The organism is Stenotrophomonas sp. 05L413 (assembly GCF_056397945.1).
Genome location: NZ_JBFTOL010000007.1, coordinates 353174 through 376692 on the forward strand (window position 1 = coordinate 353174; position 23519 = coordinate 376692).

A 23519-nucleotide genomic window follows, 5' to 3' on the forward strand; every position below is an offset into this window, starting at 1 on the left:
CGGCTAACATTCGCCCATGCCGCATACCTCCACGACTCCGCCCGCTTTGCAGGATGGCGACCTGCTCGCCGCCATCGACCTGGGATCCAACAGTTTCCATATGGTCATCGCGCGATACACCCTCGGGCAGTTGCGGGTGGTCGACCGCCTGCGCGAGACCGTGCGCATGGCCGATGGCCTGGATGGCAAGGGCGGCCTGTCCGCCGAGGCCCGCCAGCGCGCGCTGGAGTGCCTGGCCCGGTTCGGCCAGCGCATCCGTGCGATCCCCTCGGTGCGCGTCCGCGCGCTGGCCACCAACACGGTGCGCCAGCTGCGCTCGCCGCAGGCCTTCCTGATGCCGGCCGAAACCGCGCTCGGGCATGCGATCGAAGTGGTCAGCGGCCGCGAAGAAGCGCGCCTGATCTACCTCGGCGTGGCCCATGCGCAGCCCCCCAAGGCGGACCAGCGCCGGCTGGTGATCGACATCGGCGGTGGCTCCACGGAATTCATCATCGGCCAGGGCATGCAGACCCTGGAGCGCGAAAGCCTGCAGGCCGGCTGCATCGCCAGCACGCGCCGCTTCTTCCCCGGCGGCAAGCTGAGCAAGAAGCGCTGGAAGGACGCACTGACCGAAATCGGCGCGGAGTTCCAGCAGTTCGCCAACAAGTACCGCGCACTGGGCTGGCACGAAGCACTGGGGTCCTCTGGCACGCACAAGGCGATCAGCGAAATCTGCGCCACCATGAAACTGAGCAAGGGCGCGATCACCGCCGAAGCATTGCCGCAGCTGCGCGATGAACTGCTCAAGGCCAAGCGCATCGAGGACATCGATCTGCCGGGCCTGTCCGCGGATCGTCGCCCGATCATCGCCGGTGGCATCCTGGTGCTCGAAGCCGCCTTCCAGGCGCTCGGGCTGCAGAAGCTGCTGGTCAGCAAGGCCGCGATGCGCGAGGGCATTCTCTACGACATCCTCGGCCGCGCCAGCGAGAACGACCTGCGCGACGAATCGGTCGCGGCACTGACCCAGCGTTACGGCATCGATACCGTGCAGGCCGATCGTGTGGAACGCACGGCCATGAACCTGCTGGCCCAGGTCGAAGAAAGCTGGCAGCTGGATCCGGACGATGCGCGCATGCTCGGCTGGTCCGCGCGCCTGCACGAGCTCGGCCTGATGATCGCGCACAGCGGCTACCACGTGCATGGCAGCTACGTGCTGGAGAACTCGGACATCGCCGGTTTCTCGCGGCAGGAACAGCAGCTGCTGGCCGCGCTGGTGCGCAGCCATCGCCGCAACATTTCCAAGTCCGCCTTCGAGGCGCTGCCCGAACGTCTGCTGCAGCCGGCACGGCGCATGACCGCGCTGCTGCGCCTGGCGGTCCTGCTCAACCGCGCGCACGAAGACACCCCGATGCCGGCGCTGGAACTGACCGCCGATGACGCGCGACTGTCACTGATCCTGCCACAGGCGTACATCGATGCGCGTCCGCTGCTGCGCGCGGATCTGATCGGGGAAACCGAGGGTATGGCCGGGCTGGGTGTGCAGTTCCGACCCTTCGTTGCATGACGCTTTTCAACCGTTTCTAAACGTGCATCTGCAGCAATTCATGGGCTGAATTCGCAGATCGCTGCACCCATGAACTCATAGTGAGAACGGCCTCACATGTGCTTCATGGCTTCTTAACCAATCGATCTACTCTCGGGACACCGGTCTTCACACGGCCGGACTTTTGAAGCAGGCGGCACTTGGGTCCGCCGACTTCTTGGACGTCGTTCCGATAAGAGAGAGAGAGTCGATCATGTCTTCATCCACCACCCCGTTGTGGCAGGCGATCCGCCTTGCCCTCGTGGCCGGCACCGCTGGCCTGGCCTCCACCGCCGTCCTCGCCCAGGACGCCACCCCGACCACCCTGGACCGCATCGAGATCACCGGATCGCGCATCCGCCAGGTTGATGTCGAATCCGCGCAGCCGGTGCTCGCGATCAGCCGCGCCGACATCGAACGCCAGGGCTTCAGCTCGGTCGCCGACATCCTGCAGAACCTGACCGCGGTAGGCAGCCCGTCCATCAGCCGCTCCAACGTCCTGGCCGCTGGCGAGAACGCCGGTGGCACCTACATCGACATGCGCAACCTGGGCGCACAGCGCACCTTGGTGCTGATCAACGGCAAGCGCCTGGGCATCAACACCGGCGGCTACCAGGACATCTCCAGTGTGCCGGTCTCGGCGATCGAACGCATGGAAGTGCTGAAGGACGGCGCCTCGGCGATCTATGGTTCGGACGCCATGGCCGGCGTGATCAACATCATCACCCGCCACAACGTCAATGGCGTCACTGCCAACGTCTACCACGGCCAGTACAGCCAGGGCGATGGCGCGCGCAACAGCGTCGACGTGGTGGCCGGCTGGTCCAACGACCGCGCTTCGCTGACCTTCTCGGCCGAGCACACCGAAGAGAAGGGGGTGTGGGCACGCGATCGCTGGTTCAGCCAATTCCCGAACACCACGCGCCACCCCGGCGACAACTGGACCCAGGTCAGTCAGTGGGGTCAGATCAACGGCCTGAAGGGCCCGGGCTGTACCGCCGCGGCAGGCTGCAACTACTCACTGGACCGCGGCGCCGACCCGACCAACCCGGGCAACTACCATCTCAGTGACTTGACCCCCGTCACCGGCGACGTCAGCAACGCGCAGGAACAGATGCACCTGATCTCGCCGCTCAAGCGCGATTCGCTGTTCCTGGATGGCCGGTTGGAGTTGACCGATGACATCCGCCTGACCACTCAGCTGGGCTACAACAAGCGCACGTCCACCCGCCAGATCGCCGGCTATCCGCTGCAGTCCTCCACCGCCGGCATCGGGCGGATGTCGGCCGACAGCTGGTTCAATCCGTTCGGCAATCACCATGGGTACGAGAACCCCACCGACATCGCCTGGAATCGCCGCACCTGGGAGGTCCCGCGGGTCAGCACCAGCGACCTCACCACCTGGCGTGCGGTGGCGGCACTGGAAGGCAGCTTCGAGGTGGGCGAGCGCTACTTCGATTGGGAAGTGGGCTACCAGTACAACCGCAGCGAACTGCTGCAGCGCGCCACCGGCAACCTCAACAAGGAACGCGTCAAGAACGCGGTCGGCCCGTCGTACTACAACGAGGTTACCGGCAAGGTGGAATGCGGCGTTCCTGGCGCGCCGATTGCCGGCTGCATGCCCTGGAATCCACTGGTGCCTTACGGCAGCAATGACCCCAATGGCCTGACCGGCAACCAGGCGCTGATCGACTATCTGTTCCCGCCGGAAGTCTCCCGCGGCAAGACCACCACCCGCAACGCGTTCGCCAGCATCGCCGGTACGATCATGACGCTGCCAGCCGGCGGTCTTGGCTTCGCCTTCGGCGTGGAAACCCGCAAGGAGGCCGGTGAGTTCATTCCCGATCCGCTGGCTCAGAGCGGCGCCACCACCAATCTGGCCGCCGGCCCGACCGGCGGCGACTACAAGGTCAACGAGGCCTACCTGGAGCTGAGCGTGCCGATCCTGGCCGACCTGCCGGGTGCGCGCGAGCTGAGCCTGAACGCCGCCACCCGTCACTCGGACTACAGCACCTTCGGCACCACCCTCAACAGCAAATTCGGCTTCAAGTGGAAGCCGATCGAGCAGCTGCTGGTGCGTGGCACGTGGGCGCAAGGCTTCCGTGCACCCACCATCTCCGATCTGTACGGCGGTGGCTCGGAGACCTTCACCACCGGCTACCGCGACCCCTGCGATACCGTCTACGGCGCCTCGGCCAGCAGTGCCGAGGTCCGCGCGCGCTGTGCCGCTGACATCGCCAATGCGGACAGCTACCGTCAGCTGCGCCAGGGCGGCGTGCCGATCACCAGCAGCAGCGACCAGACCCCGGTGCCGTTCACCAATGGCTCCAATCCGGACCTGCAGCCGGAAACCTCGACCAGCCGCACGCTGGGCCTGGTCTGGAGCCCGACCTTCGTGCCCAACCTCAACGTGGCACTGGACTGGTGGAAGATCCGCATCGACAACACCATCGTCAACGACCACCCCAACGACATGCTGCGCGACTGCTATGAGCAGGGCATCGCGTCTCGCTGCAGCGGCTTCACCCGCGATCCGGTCACCGGCATCGTCGACCAATTGAAGTATGGCAAGCGCAACTCCGGCTTCGTGGAAACCGAAGGCTACGACCTGGAGCTCAGCCACCATCTGGATACCGCTTACGGCAAGCTGAGCACGGGATGGTCGACCACCTACGTCAGCTCGTACCTGTCACGTTCGACCAACGACACCGACGTCGTGCCGACCCCTAGCAACGGCATCGGCAGCGGCTTCCGCGTGCGCTCCAACCTGACCCTGGGCTGGGACGTTGGGGACTTCGGGGTGAGCTGGACCGCGCGCTACTACTCCGGGGTGAAGGAACGCTGCATCAACGTCAAGACCCGGCCGGACGAGTGCTCCGACCCTGGCATGCAGGCGCCCTGGTTTGCCGGCTCGCGCGACTACAACCGGCGCGGCTCTGTCACCTTCCACGACGTGCAGTTCCGTTACAACCTGCCCTGGGATGCCACTGTCTCGGTCGGCGCCAACAACGTGTTCCAGAAGTATGGCCCCATCATGTACAGCCAGCCGAACTCGGCGTTCTCCTATTACGGCGGCTACGACATCGGCCGTTTCATGTACATGAAGTACCAGCAGCGTTTCTGATCGCCGCCGGATAGCACCAGGTCACTGCCACGGCCCTTCGGGGCCGTGGCTTTTTGTGGCGGCGCGTGCGTCATCCAAGCGTCATACAGCGGTCATGTCGGCTACATCGCCCGGCCCCAGCATGCGTGGCATACCGGAGGCCCGCCATGCGCTATGCCATCGTCACCGAAACCTACCCCCCTGAAGTCAACGGCGTTGCCTTGACCGTGCAGGGCCTGGAACTGGGTTTGCGTGCCGCGGGCCATCAGGTCGATCTGGTCCGGCCGCGGCAACCGTCCGACAGCGAGGCGGTGGACAGCACCGTGCTGGTCACCGGTGCCGGCCTGCCACGCTATCCCGGCCTGCGCTTCGGCCTGCCCGCCCCCACCCGCCTGGCCCGCCAGTGGCAACACCAGCGGCCGGACGCGATCTACATCGCCACCGAAGGCCCGCTGGGCTGGTCGGCACTGCGCACCGCGCGGCGCCTCGGGATCCCGGTCGCGACCGGCTTCCATACCCGCTTCGATGAGTACCTGCCCGACTACGGCGTGGCCTGGCTGCAGGCGGCCGCCCTGCGCTGGATGCGGCGCTTCCACAACCAGGCCGATGCGACGCTGGTGCCGACCCAGGAGCTGCAGCAATTCCTCGGCGAACAGGGCTTTGATCGGGTGCGTCTGCTGGCGCGCGCGGTGGACAGCAGCCAGTTCGAGCCCGAGCGGCGCGATCCGGCACTGCGCGAGGAATGGGGCATCGATGGCAACGGCTTCGCGGCGATCTATGTCGGCCGCATCGCACCGGAAAAAAACCTCGGTCTGGCGGTCAAAGCATTCCGCCGCCTGCAGCAGGTGCGACCGAAGGCGCGGTTCGTGTTTGTCGGTGATGGACCGTCACGCGCCAAGCTGTCGCACGACAACCCGGACTTCATCTTCTGCGGCGTGCAGCGCGGCGATGCGCTGGCGCGGCACTTCGCCAGCGGCGATCTGTTCCTCTTCCCCAGCCGCAGCGAGACCTTCGGCAACGTGACCCTTGAAGCGATGGCCAGCGGTCTGGCCACGGTCGCCTTCGATTACGGCGCTGCCCGCGAGTACCTGCGCACCGATGAAAACGGCATTGCCGTGAATGACGACAGCGAGTTTGTGACCGCCGCCGTGCAGTTGGCCGGCGACGACGCCCTGCGCCACCGGCTTGGCCGCACGGCCGCCGTTGCGATGAAGCGGCTGCATCCGCAGCACGTGGTGGCCGAGTTCGATGCGCTGCTGGCCGAACTGGCCCAGGCCCGGAGGCCGCATGCCGACCACGCCGCTTGATGCCCTGCGCGGGCGCGAAACCCGTTGGTGCCGCCGCGCCAACCACTACTGCCGGCACCGCCGGATCCGCCATGCCTTCGCGGTGATCAGCCGCTTGGGCGATGGCGCGTTCTGGTACGCGCTGATGGGCGCGCTGGTGCTGCTGGACGGCTTCGATGGCCTGCGTGCTTCGTTGCACATGGCTGCCACCGGCTTGATGGCACTGCTGCTGTACAAGGGCCTCAAGCGCTGGACGCGCCGCCCGCGGCCATTTGCCGCCGACCTGCGCATCCGTGCCTGGGTGGCGCCGCTGGACGAGTTCAGTTTCCCGTCCGGGCACACCCTGCACGCGGTGTCCTTCACGATCGTGGCACTGGCCTACTACCCGTGGCTGGCCCCGCTGCTGGTGCCCTTCACCGTGCTGATCGGGCTGTCGCGGGTGGTGCTGGGCCTGCACTACCCGAGCGATGTGCTGGCCGCGACCGGCATCGCCGCACTGCTCGCTGCCGCCAGCCTGCAATGGCTGCCGTTGCCGGTGTGAGCAACAGGCACGCGCGCATCGCGCACCTGCGTTTTACAATGGGTCCATGACCACGCTGTTCATCTCCGATCTGCACCTGGACCCGAGTCGTCCAGCCATCACCGACCTGTTCCTGGCCTTCCTGCGCGATGAAGCGATGCAGGCCGAGGCGCTGTACATCCTGGGCGACCTGTTCGAAGCCTGGATCGGCGATGACACGCCCTCCCCGGCCGCGGATGCGGTGGCGATCGCGCTGCATGCCGTGGCCGATGCCGGGGTGCCGGTGTACTTCATCCGCGGCAACCGCGATTTCCTGGTCGGCGAGGACTACGCGCGCCGCGCAGGGTTCACGATTCTCCCCGACCCGAGCGTCATCGACCTGTATGGCCGTCCGGTACTGCTGCAGCACGGCGATCTGCTGTGCACGGATGATGTCGCCTACCAGCAGTTCCGCACGCAGACCCGCGACCCGATCTTCCAGGCGCAGTTCCTGTCGCAGCCGCTGGCCGCACGCATCGCGTTCGCGCAGAAGGCGCGCGATGCGAGCCAAGCGCGTCAGTCGGAAATGAAACAGGGCGATCGCGCCCAGTTCGAAACCGTCACCGATGTCGCGCCGACAGAGGTCGACGCCACGTTCGGCCGCTATGGCGTGGACACGATGATCCATGGCCATACCCACCGCCCCGCCATCCACGCGCTGCAGGCCGGCGGGCGAGACTGCACCCGCATCGTGCTGGGTGACTGGTACGAACAGGGTTCGGTGCTGCGCGTCACGCCCGAAGGCTGGACGCTGGACGCCCTGGCGAACTGAACCGCCCCCGCGACGGCCCAGTGGCCGCCGCGGGAAATCCAGATCAGCGGAATGCGGCCACAGCCGCCTTGGTGTTGACCAGCACGCGCTGGTTGTCGGCACTGCTGGCGATGCCCATCGGGATCCCGTTGTAGCTGACGTTCGGGTTGGACCAGTAGTTCAACCGCGGGCAGCTGCGTGTGCAGTTGTAGGCCATGATCGTGCGCCAGCCGGTGCCGCTCGCCGGCTCGTAACGGTAGCCATGGCCGTAGGCATACGGCGAAGCGCTCCCGTCGGTGGCGATGTCGTGCCGTGCGCTCTGCAGGTGGCCGATTTCGTGCGCGAAGGAGTAGTACCCGGCCGCGCAGTCCCAATGCACCGCTGCAAACGCCGTCGCCGCCGTGGAGCCGATCCCCGAGGCCAGGCCACAGGAACTGGCGTTGTTGATCACCAGCACCGCTACATCGGCCCGGGTGGTGTTGCGGCTGGTATGGATGCTGTCCATCACCCCATCGCTGGTGTTGCGGAAGCGCGACAGATCCGTGGAAAAACTGCTCGACTCGGCGTAGCTGGTGGTCTCGTACCCGGCCAGCTCCAGGGTGATGCCGACATTGCTGTTGCTGTAGCCCTGGTTGGATTCGGCCACCGCCAGCTGCACCAGCGATTGCATGTTGCCGCCATAGGCCGCCACCGCACCATTGGTGGCTACCACCAGCACGCGGATGGTGGCCGGCGTACCCGACGAGGCGGCCGCGATCCCGAGCCGGTCATTGGCCGGCATCGCCACGGTGGGCAGGGTGTTGTACTCGGCGGGATGATCGGCCGGCATGCGCGCCTCATCCACTTCCACCAGCACATGGCGACCATCGCTCAGCGGACGCAGCCGGTACAGCTGGCCGTCCTTCCGGATCGAGCCAGTGATCGTGTCGCCCGAACGCACCAGGATCACCGCGTTCATCGGGTCCGGCGCGCCGGCCTTGATCAGGCGAGCGCCGGCACGCGTGCCGATCTGGCCGTACCAGATGCTGCCGCCGTCGGCGAGCGTCTCGACCTTGCTCTGCAGGGCCTGCACCGGCTGTCCCAGCAGTTCGAACTCCAGGTGTTTCTGTGCCGGCGCGACCGCCCTCGCATCCACCCGTACCTCCTGCACCGCGCTGGTCGACGGCGAGCCCATCAGGGCCTGCAGGGCCGGTTGATGAGCGTTGCCGGCCCGGCTCAACACAGTGACCGGCTCGAACAACGGCGCCGCGGCAGCGCCACCGGCCCCCAACAGACACAACGCGATCACACCTGCGGCCTTGCTCATCGAACTGGACATCATGTCGCCTCTCTTTGAGTGAAAAACGGGAGCGGAGTCGGTGCTGCGGTCAGCCGGTAGGGCCGGCATGCCCATCTGGCGCGACATGACCGCGTGAATTCAATAGAAATTGAGGACGAAACTTCCGAACTGTGATCGACCGCATCTTGGTTCAGGCTGGCCCACTGTCCCGGAGCGCCGGCTGCAGCCCGGCTGGCCACACGCGCTGCAACCGTTCCGCCGCCAGGGCTTTGAGGGTCAGGGCGCGGAAAGCGCCCCACCACCAGTCCGCATCGAACGTGGCGGTAAGCGCTCCGTCCAGATGCTGTGCCAGAGCGTGCCGGAAGAGGCTGAGCGCGGTGCTTCCCAGCGCCGCCAGACCGAGAAAACGACGCCGGTTCAGGACCGGTGGGTGAAGCGTCATGGGAAGGCCCGTTGTGCGGAAACGGCCTGCAGAATAGGCACCGCTCGACACGGCCACGTAAACCTTGCGTTATATCGGCCTTGGTATCAAAACAAAATGCCGATAGCGACATCTCGATCATCGCCGCGTATTGAATTATCGTCCTACCGTGCGTCCCCGTTGCTGCTCAACGCCGCGGGTCGATCATGGCCGGACACAGGTGGATATGCATGCAGACCCGAACCAGGCGCTGGATATGAGCCCACCCGATCGCACCCGCCTCGACAGTACGCTGCACATCGGTCTGTTCTTCGATGGCACCCGCAACAACGCTGACAACCTGCAGCGCGCCTCACGCCCGGCAGGCGCCACGACGCCAACACCGCGCCCACCCGCCGTGGTCGCCGATGATGCCTCCCCGTACCAGAGCCGCTTGACCAGCAGCTACAGCAACGGCCTGACCAACATTGCGCGGCTGCATGCGCTGTATCCGGACCATCGGCAGATGCCGCCCGCAGGTAGCACGCTCGCGCTGTCGATCTATATCGAGGGTGTGGGCACGCGCACCGGTGAAGAGGACGACCTGCTGGGGCTGGCGTTCGGCATCGGCCGCACCGGTGTCCGCGCAAAGCGACGCCGGGCCCTGGAGCAGCTGCTACCCGACGCGCTGCGCCAGCTCGCCCGCGCACACCCTGGCCGCGTACTCGGCAGCGCGCGGGTGGATCTGTTTGGCTATTCGCGTGGCGCGGCCAGCGCGCGCGACGCGGTGAACGTGCTCAACACACCCGGTGCCGCCGCGTGGCTGCGCGAGCAGCTGGTGCGCTCGGGCTGGTCATTGGCGCCGGAATTTCCAGCCGCGGTGCGGCCGGTGCGCTTCGTCGGGCTGCTCGATACGGTGGTGGCGATCGGCCGCCAGCACCCCGGTGAGATGCCGGCGGTCGCACTGCCCGCCGGCTGTGCGGACAAGGTGGTGCAGCTGGTCGCGCGCGATGAGCACCGCGAACATTTCGCGCTGACCAGCGTGGCGCCCGAACATGAAGAGATCGCGTTGCCAGGCGTGCACGCCAACATCGGCGGCGGCTACGACCAGCGCATCGAAGGACCCAAGCTGCTGAGCCGCCCACAGGGACAGCTGCTGCGTGGCACCGGACTGGCGGCAGGCGATGTACCGCCGCTGGCGCTGCTGCGCGCGAGCACTGTCTACCGCGCCGCACAGGCGACGTGTCGGCGCTGGCAGCGCGCACTGGGGCTGGGAGATGACGCGATCTGGGTGGACGTCTGGCACCACTGGCAACAGCAGCGTGTCGCCGGCAGCCGCAGCGTCCTGCCGCAATTTACCCTGCGTGCCTACGCGGCGGTGGTGCTGCGCCGCGAGATCGACGCGCGTTACCAGTTCATCGCCTTGCGGTTGCTGCACCAGCATGCCGCAGCGGCGGGCGTGGCCTGGACAACCTCGCCTGACCAGCTGCCGGCATTGGCGTTGCCCGCTGAACTGCAGCCCATCGCGGCCCGGTTGCTGGCCGGCCATCCGCTCGATGCCGCGCAGGAGCGCACGCTTGGCCAGCATTACCTGATGCAGTCCGCGCACTGGAACTTCGATGCACTGGGTGACACTGCGCTGCTCTATGCCGCCGATGAAGGCACGCGGGAACTGCCGTACCGGCCGGGGCCGGGCCTGTTCTATGTCAACCGGCCGACCGAAAACGGTCAGCGCGTGGTGCTGGCCAACACCTGACCGCGCAGTTCGGTCTGTTCGATCAGCTCGGCCAGTTCTTCTTCGTCGAATCCGGCAAGCAGCCTGGCTTCCAGGTTGAACGGGCCATAGAGGAAGCCGCCGGCGTACTCGCGCAGCAGTGCCATGAACCGCGGGCGCGGCTCGACGTTCTCGCGCGTGCAGTACCAGCGGTACCACCGCGAACCCGCGGCCACATGCGCGACCTCTTCGCGCAGGATGATCTCCAGCACATCGGCGGTGGCATGGTCGCCACCGGCACGCAGCTTCACGATCATGCCCGGCGTGACATCCAGCCCGCGCGCTTCGAGAACACGCGGCACCAGTGCCATGCGCGCGAGCCCGTCATGCGCGGTTTTTTCGCACATTTCCCACAGCCCGTTATGCGCGTCGAAATCGCCGTAGGCATAGCCGTTGGCCTGCAGCCGATCGTGCAGCAGCATGAAGTGGCGCGATTCGTCATCAGCCACGCTGACCCAGTCGGCATGGAAGGAGCTCGGCAGGCCGCGGAAGCGGTACACCGCATCCCACGCCAGATCGATCGCATTGAGTTCGATATGCGCGATGGCGTGCACGAACGCGGCGCGCCCCTCCACGCTGCCCAGGCCACGCCGCGGCAGATCGCGCGGGTGGACCAGGGTGGGCCTGGCCGGGCGCCCCGGCATCCGGATCGGCTCCGGCACCGGCGCATCGGCCGGTGCCTTCAGGCGACCGGCGCGGAACTGCACCGCGTAGTGCTGGGTCAGCGCGACCTTGCGCAGCGGATCCGGCTCGCCCAGGCACTGCTGCGCGGCCTGCAGCAGATCGCCGGCCGCGCTGTCCAACACGTCACTCATGCCCTGCCCTCAGGCGCGACGCTTGTGCTTGGCATCGTCCGAACGCAGCTGCTGGATGCGCTCGAAATACCCCGGCTCGATGCCGGTCGGGTAGACGCCGTTGAAGCACGAGGAATCGAACGACGTCAGCTCCGGATTGCCTTCGCTCACCGCCGCTTCCATGTCCTCGATGTCCTGGTAGATCAGCCAGTCGCAGCCCAGGTGCTTCTCGATTTCTTCGATGCTGCGGTTGTGCGCGACCAGTTCTTCGGCGGCCGGCATGTCGATGCCGTAGATGTTCGGGTAGCGCACCGGCGGCGCGGCACTGGCCAGGTAGACCTTGCGGGCGCCGGCGTCACGCGCCATCTGCACGATCTGCTGGCTGGTGGTGCCGCGCACGATCGAATCATCGACCAGCAGCACCACGCGGTTGCGGAACTCCAGGTGGATCGGGTTGAGCTTGCGGCGCACCGACTTCACCCGCTCACCCTGGCCCGGCATGATGAAGGTGCGGCCGATGTAGCGGTTCTTGATGAAGCCTTCGCGGTACTTCACCCCGAGCGTGTTGGAAATCTCCAGCGCGGCATCGCGCGAGGTATCCGGGATCGGGATGATGGTGTCGATGTCGTGATCCGGGCGCAGGCGCAGGATCTTCTCGCCCAGCTTGATGCCCATGCGCATGCGCGCCTTGTGCACCGAGACGTTGTCGATCATCGAATCCGGGCGTGCGAAGTACACGTATTCGAAGATGCACGGGCTGTGCTCGACCGGCTCGGCGCAGACTTCGGAGAACAGCTCACCGCGCGCGGTGATCACCAGGGCTTCGCCCGGGCGCACATCACGCACGCGCTGGAAGCCGAGCACGTCCAGTGCGGCCGATTCGGAGGCCACGATGTATTCGTCGCCTTCGGCGTGCGCGCGCTTGCCCAGCACCAGCGGGCGGATGCCGTGCGGATCGCGGAAGGCCACCAGGCCCAGGCCCAGCACCACGCTGATCACCGCATAGCCACCCTTGACGCGGCGGTGCACGGCGGCCACGGCGCGGATCGCCGCTTCCGGGGTCAGCTGGCGCTGCGCATCCAGTTCGAAGGCGAACACATTCAGCAGCACTTCGCTGTCCGAATCGGTGTTGACGTTGCGGCGGTCCTGCTCGAACACCTGCTGGCGCAGCGCTTCGGTATTGATCAGGTTGCCGTTGTGGGCCAGCGCAATGCCGTACGGCGAGTTCACGTAGAACGGCTGCGCCTCGTCCATGCCTTCCGAACCGGCGGTGGGATAGCGCACATGCGCGATGCCGACGCGGCCTTCCAGCGTGGACATCCGCTTGGCATCGAACACATCGCGGACCAGGCCATTGGCCTTCTGCACGCGCAGGCGGGTGCCGTCGGCGGTGGCGATGCCGGCCGCGTCCTGGCCACGATGCTGGAGGACGGTCAGGCCGTCATACAACTGCCCGGCGACGTTCTGGTTGCCGACGATTCCGACGATGCCACACATGGTGCGAATTCTCCGCTGGGCTGCGCCCATCTACAGTGAAGGTGGCCGTGCCTGGCCGGGGGTACCGTTCCGTGCCGGAGCGGTGTCGTCCGGACGCGGGTGCGCCGGCTCGATATTGACTGGCAGTGTGGAAGCCGGCCCGCGCGCCGCAGCGTCGGCAGGTGCCGTCTCCCTCCCCTCGTCAACGGGACGCGGCCATCCGCGCCCTGCCACTACTTCGCCAAGGACGCCATTATCGCCTGTCGCGAGCGGCTTGCCCAAATCCATTGTCGGCAGTTGCGGCAGATTCACCTCCGGCAGCGCCATCTCGGGCAGCTGCGCCTGCATCCAGCGCACGCCAGGCTGCAGCAGCGGCCGCACCTGCGAGGTCTGCCAGGCCGGCTCCTGCGGCAGCGGCGTGAAGGCAGCCAGCATCAGCAGCACGCAGCCCAGGAAGGCGCCGCGGACCAGGCCCAGTGCCCCGCCCAGCAGGCGGTCGGCGCCGGTCAGGCAGGTGACCTTCACGGCCGCCTTGATCAGCATGCCGATCAGGCCAACGGCGATCATGACGATCAGGAACACCCCCAGGTAGCCGGCAACGTAATGGCCGGTGCCCGGTTCCAGCGGCGCCGCCCACCAGTGGGCCGCGTCATTGCCGAACAGGAACGCGGCCCAGCCGGCGAGCAGCCAGGACAGCGTGCTGACCACGATGCCGACAAAGCCGCGCATCAGGCCAAGCAGGACGGAGGCCCCGATCAGGACCAGCAGGACGATGTCGATCATGCCGGCAGGCCGCGCGGTTGGCGCCGTCCAGCGGGTGCGGGGCGGCGCAGAACAGGCATCAGGGGTGCGGGCGGACCATGCCGGCCACGCCGACCTTGGCGGCCACCTGGGCCTTGAGGTTCTCGGCATCGGCGCGGTTGGCGACCGGCCCGACGCGGACCCGGTTGAGGGTGCCCTTGTCGGTCCGGACCTGCTCAACGAAGGCGCTGAAGCCGGCGGCGCGGACTTTGTCGCGCAGCGCATTGGCCTCGGCCGCCTGGCCGAAGGCACCGAGCTGCACGGCGAAACCAACGCTGCTGGCGGCCGGGGCAGCCGGTGCCGCCGGTGCCGCCGGTGCCGCGACAGCAGTTTCGGGCTTGGGCGCCGGGGCCGGTTTGGGTTCGGGCTTGGGCGCGGCCGGCTTCGGTTCCGGCTTGGCGGCCGCGACCGGCTCGGCCGGCAGGGATTCGGTTTTCACGGTAGTGCCCGCCGGCGCGGCGGCAGCGCTGGAGGCAGACGGAGCCGCCGCCGGGGCCGGTGTGGTGGCGGCCGGCGTGGCGGCAACCGCGGTATCGGCGCGGGCATCCAGGGTGATGACCTCGGCCTTGACGTCGTTGCGCACCTTCACCGCCTGCAGGCGGCCGGCTTCAGCCAGCGCGCGATCGGCGTAGGGGCCCACGCGCACGCGCCAGGCTTGGCGGCCATTGATCGTGGCCGGCTCGCGGAAGCCGGCCAGCTGGGCGCTCTTCAGCGAGGCGATGACGCGGTCGGCATCGGCTTCGGTGGCGTAGGCGCCAAAGCTCACCGCGTAGTTGCCGGCGGCCACGGCCGGCGAGGTGTCCGCCGGCGCCGGATCGGCGGCGACCGCGGCGCTGTCGGCCAGCGGCTGGGTGGTGGATGCCCCGCTCTGCAGGCCGGTGGCGCCACCGGTCGGTGCGACCAGCGGCAGCTCGCGGGTTTCGAACTGGCCATCCGACGGCGCGGCCGGTGCACTGATCGGCACGTTGGCGACACCACTGTCAGGTGCGGGACCCTTGACCAGCATGGGCAGGAAAATCACGGCCAACGCCACCAGGACGATGGCACCAATCAGTCGCTGTTTCAGAGGAGTATCCACGTGAAGGCAGGCAGGCGGCGCGGCGGAATGCCACGGCGATTATACGGGTGCGCGCGTGTGCGGCGGCTGATGCGGCTGAACGGCGCTGCAAAGCAGCCTCAGGCGCCGGGATCGAGGGTCTGCAGCGCCTGCGCGGCGGTGTGGAAGGAACCGAACACCAGCACGCGATCGCCGGCCTTGGCCTGCGTCACGGCATGCTGCAGGGCGTCCACGACGGTGGCGTGCGGCGTAGCACCGGCCGCAGCCGTGCCGGCCAGGCGCTCCCGCAGTTCCTCGGCGCTCTGCGCACGTGCCCCCTCCAGCCCGGCCAGATGCCACTGCTGGACCTGATCGGCCAAGGCCTCGACCACCCCGGCGGCATCTTTGTCCTGCAGGGCGGCAAACACCGCGATGGTGTCGCCGGTGACGCGACTGGCCTTCAGTGCGGTGGCCAGTTCGCGTGCGGCCTGCGGGTTGTGGCCGACATCGACCAGCACCTCCACGCCGTCACGATCGAAGGCCTGCAGACGGCCACGGATACGCGCGGCGGCGACGCCTTCGATGAAGGCGGTGCGCGGCAGCGGACGATCCAGCGCACGCAGCGCGGCGATCGCCGTCGCGGCATTGGCCCGCTGGATGGGCCCGCGCAGCGTCGGGTGCGGCAGTTCGATACGGAAGCCGACATCGCGCCAGCGCCAGCGCTCGCCATCGATGGCATCGGCGAAGAAATCGCTGCCGCCACGGATGGCGTTGGCACCCACCAGATAGGCACGCGCGAGCACACTCGAGGGCGGATCGATTTCACCGAGGATGACCGGCTTCCACCCACGGATGATGCCGGCCTTCTCGGTCCCGATCGCTTCGCGGTCCTCGCCCAGCCAGTCGCTGTGGTCGATATCGACGGTGGTGATCACCGCCACGTCGCCATCGACGATGTTGACCGCATCCAGACGGCCACCAAGGCCGACCTCAAGCACGGCCAGATCCAGGCCCGCCTGCGCGAACAGCTGCAGGGCGGCCAACGTGCCGTATTCGAAGTAGGTCAGCGTGGTGTCGCCACGCGCGTCCTCGATCGCGTTGAAGGCCGCCATCAGGGCGTCATCGGTGGCGTCCCGGCCATCGATGCGCACGCGCTCGTTGTAGTGCAGCAGGTGCGGCGAGGTGTATGCACCGACCTTCCAGCCGGCGGCACGTGCGATGGCCTCGATGAAGGCGACGGTGGAGCCTTTGCCATTGGTGCCACCGACCACGATGCTGCGCTCGGCCGGCGCCCCCAGCCCCATCGCCTGCGCCACGGTACGCACCCGGTCCAACCCCATGTCGATGGTGGCGGGGTGCTGCTGCTCGATGTAGCTGAGCCAATCGGAGAGGGTCTGCGGGCGGGCGATGGTGGTCATGGTCGTTGGATCGGAATCGTTGGGGCGGACGGCAGGATGGGACGCAGTGCGTTACAGCGCGCGGTGCTTGGCTTCGCCGAAGAACGGGGTGTGGTGCGCACAGTCGTTGAGGCGGACCACTTCCAGCTGATCGAGGTCGGGGCCTTCGAGCAGGTTGAGGGTGGTCGGTGCCTGGCGGAAGGTCCACAGGCGCGAGATCGGCAGGCCGAGGATGCGGCACAGGATCACGCGATTGACGGCGTCATGGGCGACCACCAGCAGGGTGTCGTGCTCGCCCAGGCCTTCCGCGGCACGGGCCAGGCCACGCCAGCTGCGTTCGAGCACCAGGCGCAGCGATTCGCCGCCGGGCATCAGCACGGTATCGGGCTCTTCGCGCCAGGCGCGCAGGCGGGAGGGATCCTTGTCGTGGATCTCGCTGGCCAGCAGGCCTTCCCATTCGCCGTGGGCGATTTCCTGCAGGTCCGGCTCGGTCTGCAGCATCGGGGCGCGTTCGGCACCGAGGGCGAGCTGGGCGGTGAGCTGGGCACGCGAGAGCGGTGAGGCAACGGCGCGGGTGATGTCGACGGACTTCAGACGTTCCCCCAGTGCCTTGGCCTGGGCTTCGCCGATCGGCGACAACGGGATATCGATCTGGCCTTGGTAGCGGCCTTCGGCATTCCACGGCGTTTCGCCGTGACGGGCAAGCAGGATGCGCATGCGGACAAGGGGTCCTTGGGGGAGGAGGTTCCGGCGCTTCGTTCACATCCTGTGAAAGCACGCGGAACAGGGATGATACCCGGTCGCGGCGGTGAAGCTGTGTGGCGCTTTGCGCTTCGTTGTTTGCGTGCTTGCTGGCTTGTTGACTTACGGAAGGATGGCTCGTACAGCCCGGCGCCTGACTGGCCCGCGCAGGCTGAGGCCGGGCAGCCTCTGGCAGGACGCGCCGTGTCTCGCCCAGCCCTGCCCGGCGCGCTCCCGCAGGGGAAAGCAAGACGCCACGCGTTTGACTGTCATTCGCACATGAAAAAACCCCGCAGATGTCGCTGCGGGGTTCTGGAAACCGACGGGTCGGCTTACTTGCTGAGGTTCAGTTCTTTCAGCAGCTGCGGCGCCGGCGCCACTTCCTGCATGATCCACTGCATGTAACGGCTGTCGACCGCGATCATGCGGGTCATCACCGGATCGAACACCCAGTTCGAGCTCACCGACTCCCAGTTGCCATCGAACGCCAGGCCGACCAGCTTGCCGTTGGCATCCAGCACCGGCGAACCGGAATTGCCGCCGGTGATGTCCAGGTTGGACAGGAAGTTCACCGGCACCGAGCCGATGCGCTTGTCTTCCAGGCCGCCGTAACGCTTGGCCTTGACCGCCTCCAGCAGCGCCTTGGGCGAATCGAACGGGTCTTCGCCGGTTTCCTTCGCGGCCACGCCTTCCAGGGTGGTGAACGGGGTGTAGTTCACGCCGTCCTTGCCGTAGCCCATGACGTTGCCGAAGGTGATGCGCAGCGACAGGTTGGCGTCCGGATAGACGAACTCGCCCTTGCTCTTCTTGTAGTCGGCCACGGCCTGCAGATACAGCGGGCGCGACACCAGCGACTCGCCTTCGCGGGTCTTCTTCTGCTCTTCCTGCTGCAGCAGCGCCGGCATCACCGCCACCGCGTACTGGATCGCCGGATCGGTGCTGGCCTCGAAGGCGGCGCGGTCGGCCTTGAACCACGTCAGGCGCTCATCCAGGCTGCCCAGCTTGGTGGCCGAGAGCTTGCCGACCAGACCCTGCACGGCCGCCGCATCGCTGCCTGCCAGCCACTGGTTGAGCACCTCGTTGGTGCGCTGCGCGGCCGGCAGGGCCACGTACTGGCTCAGCCAGTAGGTCTGCAGCTGCTGGTCCATGCGCGGCACGTAACGGCGGTCCATCTGCTTCAGGCCGCCTTCGATGGAGGGCAGATCGCGCTCCTGATAGCCGACCTCACGCTCGGCATCGGCCTTGCTGCGCTCGATCGAGAGGCGGTACAGGGTGATTGCCGAGCCCACTGCGGACGTACTGTTGAACTGGCTGACGAACAGGTCGCGCTCACGCGTGGCCTTGCTGGTGTCCAGGTGCTGGATCAGCTGCGCATGCGCAGCCAGGGCCGGTTTGCCGGCGGCGCCACGCTTCTTCAGCCAGGCCAGCACGGCGGCTTCTTCGGCCTGCTTCTGGCCGGCCGCGTCGATGCGCTTGAAGCCTTCCAGCTGGCCGGCGTAGTTCTTGGCCACGTTGTTCATGCTGGCCGCGGTCGCCGCGTACTTCACCTTGACGTCCGGGTCGGCCTTGCCGGCCTCGTCGATCATCTTCAGCACCGCGTTGTAGTGGCGCGCGATGGTCGGGTAGGTCCAGCTGGCGGTTTCATTGAACTCGCCGGCCAGCGCGTAGCGGTTGGTGCGGCCCGGGTAACCGGCCACCATCACGAAGTCGTCGGCGCCCAGCGGCTGGTCGGCGAACTTCAGGAAGTGCTTGGGCTGGTAAGGCACGTTGTCGGCCGAGAAGGCGGCCGGCTTGCCGTCCTTGCCCACGTAGGCGCGGTAGAACGAGAAATCACCGGTGTGGCGCGGCCACATCCAGTTGTCGATGTCGCCGCCGAACTTGCCGACGCTGCCCGGAGGCGCGTAGACCAGGCGCACATCCTTGATTTCCATGTTGCGGAACAGGCGGTAGGTGTTGCCGCCGGAGAAGCTGTACAGGCGGCAGCGGAAGCCGGCATCGGCTTCACAGGCGGCAGTCTGGGCCTTGTCGAAGGCGTCCAGCGCGCGGGTACGGGCCAGCGGGTTCTTGCCGGCGGCGGCGATCGCGGCCTTGGCCTGGTCGGTGACGTCGGTGATCTGGTCCAGCACGAACACGCGGGCGTTCGGGCCGGCGCTCAACTCGTCCTTCAGGGTCGGCGCGTTGAAGCCGTCCTTGATCAGGTTCTTTTCAGCCGTCGAATTCAGCTGGATCGCACCGTAGGCACAGTGATGGTTGGTGACCACCAGGCCCTGCGGGGAGACGAAGCTGGCGGTGCAGCCGCCCAGCGCCACCACCGCGCCCATCGGGTCGCCGGTCAGGTTGGAGATCTGCTCCGGGGACAGCTTCAGGCCGGCCTGCTTGAGCGGGCCGGCGATTTCCGGCAGCTGCTGCGGCACCCACATGCCTTCAGCGGCATGGGCGACCTGGACCAGCCCAAGGCTGGCGACGACGGAGAAGGCAAGCAGGTTCGAGCGCATTGAGCAGCCCCTGGTGAAAGAACCGCCGAGTGTAGCCCAGCCCCTGCCACGGCCCGATCCCCGGAAGTCATGGGCCAGGCCAGGCCGCCGTCCGCCGGGCATGGCCCGGCGAGCGCAGCGGCGCCGTTCGAAACGCCCATGCACCCCCGCCTTTCGTTCCGCCAACGCACCCGCAGCGCAACATGGGAATTCCGCGCAGCCCTCTATAATCCGCGTTTTCCCCCAGACGAGTTCCACCCCGATGGCGCAGCAAACAATGAAGGCCCTGGTCAAACGCGAAGCCGCCAAGGGCATCTGGCTGGAAGAAGTTCCGGTCCCCACCCCCGGCCCGAACCAGGTCCTGATCAAGCTGGAAAAAACCGCCATCTGCGGTACCGACCTGCACATCTACCTGTGGGACGAGTGGAGCCAGCGTACGATCAAGCCGGGTCTGACCATCGGCCACGAGTTCGTCGGCCGCATCGCCGAGATCGGCCCGGGCGTGACCGGCTATGAGATCGGCCAGCGCGTCTCGGCCGAAGGCCATATCGTCTGCGGCCATTGCCGCAATTGCCGCGGCGGCCGCCAGCACCTGTGCCCGAACACCGTGGGCATCGGCGTCAACGTCAACGGCGCCTTCGCCGAATACATGGTGATGCCGGCCAGCAACCTGTGGCCGATCCCGGATCAGATCCCCTCCGAGCTGGCTGCGTTCTTCGATCCGTACGGCAACGCCGCGCATTGCGCGCTGGAGTTCAACGTGATCGGCGAGGACGTGCTGATCACCGGTGCCGGCCCGATCGGCATCATCGCCGCCGGCATCTGCAAGCACATCGGTGCGCGCAACGTGGTGGTCACCGACGTCAATGATTTCCGCCTGAAGCTGGCCGCCGACATGGGCGCCACCCGCGTGGTGAACGTCTCCAACACCTCGCTCAAGGACGTGATGAAGGAGCTGCACATGGAGGGCTTCGACGTGGGCCTGGAAATGAGCGGCAACCCGCGCGCGTTCAACGACATGCTCGACTGCATGTACCACGGCGGCAAGATCGCCATGCTCGGCATCATGCCCAAGGGTGCCGGCTGCGACTGGGACAAGATCATCTTCAAGGGCCTGACCGTGCAGGGCATCTACGGCCGCAAGATGTACGAGACCTGGTACAAGATGACCCAGCTGGTGCTGTCCGGCTTCCCGCTGGGGAAGGTGATGACCCACCAGCTGCCGATCGATGATTTCCAGAAGGGCTTCGACCTGATGGAACAGGGCAAGGCTGGCAAGGTGGTCTTGAGCTGGAATTGATCACCTGTGCCTTCGGCACAGATGATCCATTGTCCATTCCACCTTGATTCCCGCGCCGTTGGCGCGCCCCCTTGAACAACAAGGGGGCTGTTCTCCAGCAAGGGTTCCGGTGTGAGGCCAACATTGAAAAGGCGCCCATCCGGGCGCCTTTTCTGGTTCGCGAGGTTGCCGGCGGTGTCGGGCGCCGGCCAGTGGCGGGCTACTTGCCAACGGCGACCGTGAACACCACGCGGTTGTCAGCCAGCTTGCCGTTGTTGTCGCGACCGGCGCCATCGGTGCCGTGGTACCCCAGGCCCAGGTTGAACAGGCCGAACTGGCGGCTCACGCCGACGTTGAAGTCGGTGTAGTCCTTGCCAAAATCGGTCTCGAGCGAGGTGCGGCCCACGTTCGCGCTCAGGGTGAAATCATTGGGCAGACCCCACTCGCCGCCCACCGCGTAATACCAGCTCTTGGTATCGGACCCGGACAGGTCATCGGTGTAGGCCACCGTCAGCTTGTACTGCTCGGCGAAGGTGGTGGTGGTGATCAGCTCGTTGTAGTTCAGCTCGCTGGCGCCCGGATAGGTGTAGCGGTTGAGCAGCACGTCGAAATTGACGCCGTCGGTGACATCCACCCCGTAGCCGATCAGGTAGTCGATCTCGGTGCTTGGATCGCCCGGCCCGAAGTCCACGCCCGAGCCCCACACGCCCGCATACAGGCCTACCGGCGAGGTATAGGTGAAGCCGGCCTGCAGTGTCGGATCCTCATCGGTCTGGGACACACCACGGAACACGTAGTCCGACACCGCGGTGACGTTCCAGCTGAACGGCGATTCGGCCTCGTCCTGGGCGCTGGCGGCAAACGGGGCAAGCAGGGCGGCGCAGAGCACAACGGCGGCGGTACAGCGCGTGGCGTGGTTCATGCGGGGTCTCTCCAGACGTGGGTGGGGTGGGCGGAACGGCGCGGTTTACAGTTTTTTAACCTGATTGATATTGCGATGCAACAATCACGTCTGCAACCGTCCCCCGGCCTGCCCCGCCCTTCCACCGCCGGCGGCAACCCCGCCGTCGCCCCCGACAGGTAAAATCCCGGGTTTCCCGTGCCGAAGACTGCCTGCCATGACCGACGCCACCACCGCCTCGCTGACCCAGCACTACGTTGAAGAACTGGAGGCGATCCGCGCCCAGGGCCTGTTCAAGTCCGAACGCATCATCACCAGCCCGCAGTCGGCCGAGATCACCTTGGACGACGGCCGTACGGTGCTGAACTTCTGCGCCAACAACTACCTGGGCCTGGCCGACCATCCGGACCTGATCCAGGCCGCCAAGGACGCGCTGGATACCCATGGCTTCGGCATGGCCTCGGTGCGCTTCATCTGCGGCACCCAGGACCTGCACAAGCAGCTGGAAACGCAGATCGCCGATTTCTTCGGCAAGCAGGACACCATCCTGTACGCGGCCTGCTTCGATGCCAACGGTGGCCTGTTCGAGCCGCTGCTGGGCGAGCACGACGCGATCATTTCCGACGCGCTCAACCATGCCTCGATCATCGATGGCGTGCGCCTGTGCAAGGCCAAGCGGTTCCGCTACGCCAACTGCGACATGGCCGATCTGGAAGCCCAGCTGCAGGCCGCCGATGCGGCCGGCTGCAAGACCAAGCTGATCACCACCGACGGCGTGTTCTCGATGGACGGCTTCATCGCCCCGCTGGATGAGATCACCGCGCTGGCCAAGAAGTACAACGCGCTGGTGCACATCGACGAATGCCATGCCACCGGCTTCCTCGGCGCGACCGGCCGCGGCTCGGCCGAGGTCAAGGGCGTGCTGGAAAAGATCGACATCATCACCGGCACCCTGGGCAAGGCCATGGGCGGTGCGCTGGGCGGCTTCACCTGCGCCAGCGCCGAAGTGATCGAACTGCTGCGCCAGCGCTCGCGCCCGTACCTGTTCTCCAACTCGCTGCCGCCGCACGTGGTCGCCGCCGGCATCAAGGCCTTCCAGATGCTGGCCGCCGCCGATGACCTGCGCGATACCCTGGCGCAGAACACTGCCTACTTCCGCGAGAAGATGACCACTGCCGGTTTCGATGTGAAGCCGGGCGTGCACCCGATCAGCCCGGTGATGCTGTACGACGCGCCGCTGGCGCAGAAGTTCGCCGAGCGCCTGCTCGAAGAAGGGATCTACGCGATCGGCTTCTTCTTCCCGGTGGTGCCCAAGGGGCAGGCCCGCATCCGCACCCAGATCAGCGCCGCGCACACGCGTGCGCACCTGGACCGTGCCATTGATGCCTTCACCCGGATCGGCCTGGAACTGGGCGTGATCAAGGGGTGACCGGACGACGGCGCCCTGCGCGCCGTCCCCACAGAACGCCGGGCAGTGCCCGGCGTTTTTTTATTTTTTCTTTTTCTTCTTGTCCTGGGCCTGTTCCTTGCTGGCCACCACCACCGGTGCGGCGACCGGCCCATCCTGGCCGTTGCCCTTGGCGACGCGGATACCGTTGGCCTTCATCCACGCATCGAACTCGTCGGCGCTCATGCGCTTGTCGCCATCGCTCATCAGGAAGCGGTAGCTGCCGCGGCCATCCAGCTCGGGGATCTTGATCTCCACCACCTTGTCGGTCACCGGCGGATCCTGTTTGGCGATCTGCTTGTGGCCGCCACAGGCGGTCAGCAGCGCGGCCGGCAACAACAGGCAGGCGCCGCGGAACAGGGAACGGTTGAGGGTACTGACGTGCATGGTCTTACTCCCGGTATTGAACGGAACATCCCTTCGAAGGCCATCCATTGCCCGGGTCGAATGGCCTGCCACA

At 66.8% G+C, this 23519-nt stretch carries 18 protein-coding genes; 8 read left to right on the forward strand and 10 right to left on the reverse strand.

Annotated elements, in window-relative coordinates; all coding sequences use genetic code 11:
* The first annotated feature begins 16 nt into the window (after positions 1-16).
* From ppx to lpxH, 5 genes are all read left to right on the forward strand, one after another.
* Positions 17-1543 carry an exopolyphosphatase gene (gene ppx, locus AC1DIQ_RS17220; RefSeq protein ID WP_121042961.1) on the forward strand — a complete coding sequence of 509 codons (1527 nt, stop codon included), beginning with the start codon at positions 17-19 and terminating at the stop codon, positions 1541-1543.
* A gap of 232 nt (positions 1544-1775) precedes the next feature.
* Entirely contained in the window at positions 1776-4685 is a 2910-nt protein-coding gene (locus tag AC1DIQ_RS17225; protein ID WP_478050485.1) for a TonB-dependent receptor plug domain-containing protein, read from the forward strand.
* 146 nt (positions 4686-4831) lie between these two features.
* The gene (locus tag AC1DIQ_RS17230; RefSeq protein ID WP_478050486.1) at positions 4832-5971 is read left to right on the forward strand and encodes a glycosyltransferase family 4 protein; all 1140 of its coding nucleotides are present in this window, start codon (positions 4832-4834) and stop codon (positions 5969-5971) included.
* Complete coding sequence (locus AC1DIQ_RS17235) at positions 5952-6491, forward strand: phosphatase PAP2 family protein (protein WP_121042954.1); 540 nt, start codon at positions 5952-5954, stop codon at positions 6489-6491. Before AC1DIQ_RS17230 ends, AC1DIQ_RS17235 begins: the two co-directional genes overlap by 20 nt.
* Positions 6492-6537: 46 nt before the next feature.
* On the forward strand, positions 6538-7281 hold the full coding sequence (lpxH, locus tag AC1DIQ_RS17240) for a UDP-2,3-diacylglucosamine diphosphatase (protein ID WP_478050487.1): 744 nt from the start codon (positions 6538-6540) through the stop codon (positions 7279-7281).
* Between the two features lie 43 nt (positions 7282-7324).
* Here lpxH and AC1DIQ_RS17245 read toward each other — a convergent pair whose 3' ends face one another.
* Complete coding sequence (locus AC1DIQ_RS17245) at positions 7325-8581, reverse strand: zinc-dependent metalloprotease (RefSeq protein ID WP_282260389.1); 1257 nt, start codon at positions 8579-8581, stop codon at positions 7325-7327.
* A gap of 635 nt (positions 8582-9216) precedes the next feature.
* Between AC1DIQ_RS17245 and AC1DIQ_RS17250 the strand changes: the two genes are divergently transcribed.
* Positions 9217-10695 (forward strand): phospholipase effector Tle1 domain-containing protein, encoded by a 1479-nt coding sequence (locus AC1DIQ_RS17250; protein WP_478050488.1) that lies wholly within the window; start codon positions 9217-9219, stop codon positions 10693-10695.
* On the opposite strand, the gene AC1DIQ_RS17255 is transcribed toward AC1DIQ_RS17250, so the two are convergent.
* From AC1DIQ_RS17255 to AC1DIQ_RS17285, 7 genes are all read right to left on the reverse strand, one after another.
* Entirely contained in the window at positions 10668-11528 is an 861-nt protein-coding gene (locus AC1DIQ_RS17255; protein ID WP_461770587.1) for a ferritin-like domain-containing protein, read from the reverse strand. The genes AC1DIQ_RS17250 and AC1DIQ_RS17255 overlap by 28 nt on opposite strands.
* Before the next feature lie 9 nt (positions 11529-11537).
* Positions 11538-13004 carry an amidophosphoribosyltransferase gene (gene purF, locus AC1DIQ_RS17260; RefSeq protein WP_121042944.1) on the reverse strand — a complete coding sequence of 489 codons (1467 nt, stop codon included), beginning with the start codon at positions 13002-13004 and terminating at the stop codon, positions 11538-11540.
* A 30-nt stretch (positions 13005-13034) separates the two neighbouring features.
* Positions 13035-13766 (reverse strand): CvpA family protein, encoded by a 732-nt coding sequence (locus AC1DIQ_RS17265; protein WP_121042942.1) that lies wholly within the window; start codon positions 13764-13766, stop codon positions 13035-13037.
* A gap of 58 nt (positions 13767-13824) precedes the next feature.
* Positions 13825-14862 carry an SPOR domain-containing protein gene (locus tag AC1DIQ_RS17270; protein WP_478050489.1) on the reverse strand — a complete coding sequence of 346 codons (1038 nt, stop codon included), beginning with the start codon at positions 14860-14862 and terminating at the stop codon, positions 13825-13827.
* Between the two features lie 98 nt (positions 14863-14960).
* Complete coding sequence (folC, locus tag AC1DIQ_RS17275; RefSeq protein WP_478050490.1) at positions 14961-16238, reverse strand: bifunctional tetrahydrofolate synthase/dihydrofolate synthase; 1278 nt, start codon at positions 16236-16238, stop codon at positions 14961-14963.
* Between the two features lie 51 nt (positions 16239-16289).
* Positions 16290-16934 (reverse strand): histidine phosphatase family protein, encoded by a 645-nt coding sequence (locus tag AC1DIQ_RS17280; protein WP_478050491.1) that lies wholly within the window; start codon positions 16932-16934, stop codon positions 16290-16292.
* A gap of 356 nt (positions 16935-17290) precedes the next feature.
* Entirely contained in the window at positions 17291-19453 is a 2163-nt protein-coding gene (locus AC1DIQ_RS17285) for a S46 family peptidase (protein ID WP_461770591.1), read from the reverse strand.
* 256 nt (positions 19454-19709) lie between these two features.
* Here AC1DIQ_RS17285 and tdh point away from each other — a divergent pair, with 256 nt between their 5' ends.
* On the forward strand, positions 19710-20732 hold the full coding sequence (gene tdh / locus AC1DIQ_RS17290; protein ID WP_123728470.1) for an L-threonine 3-dehydrogenase: 1023 nt from the start codon (positions 19710-19712) through the stop codon (positions 20730-20732).
* A 199-nt stretch (positions 20733-20931) separates the two neighbouring features.
* Here tdh and AC1DIQ_RS17295 read toward each other — a convergent pair whose 3' ends face one another.
* Positions 20932-21633 carry a TorF family putative porin gene (locus tag AC1DIQ_RS17295; RefSeq protein ID WP_282260406.1) on the reverse strand — a complete coding sequence of 234 codons (702 nt, stop codon included), beginning with the start codon at positions 21631-21633 and terminating at the stop codon, positions 20932-20934.
* Positions 21634-21829: 196 nt separating this feature from the next.
* Between AC1DIQ_RS17295 and kbl the strand changes: the two genes are divergently transcribed.
* A complete protein-coding gene (gene kbl, locus AC1DIQ_RS17300) occupies positions 21830-23041 on the forward strand; it encodes a glycine C-acetyltransferase (protein WP_121042927.1) in 1212 nt (403 codons plus the stop codon).
* 60 nt (positions 23042-23101) lie between these two features.
* Here the strand turns inward: kbl and AC1DIQ_RS17305 are convergent, their stop codons facing one another.
* Positions 23102-23446 (reverse strand): hypothetical protein, encoded by a 345-nt coding sequence (locus AC1DIQ_RS17305; RefSeq protein WP_121042925.1) that lies wholly within the window; start codon positions 23444-23446, stop codon positions 23102-23104.
* Positions 23447-23519: the final 73 nt, after the last annotated feature.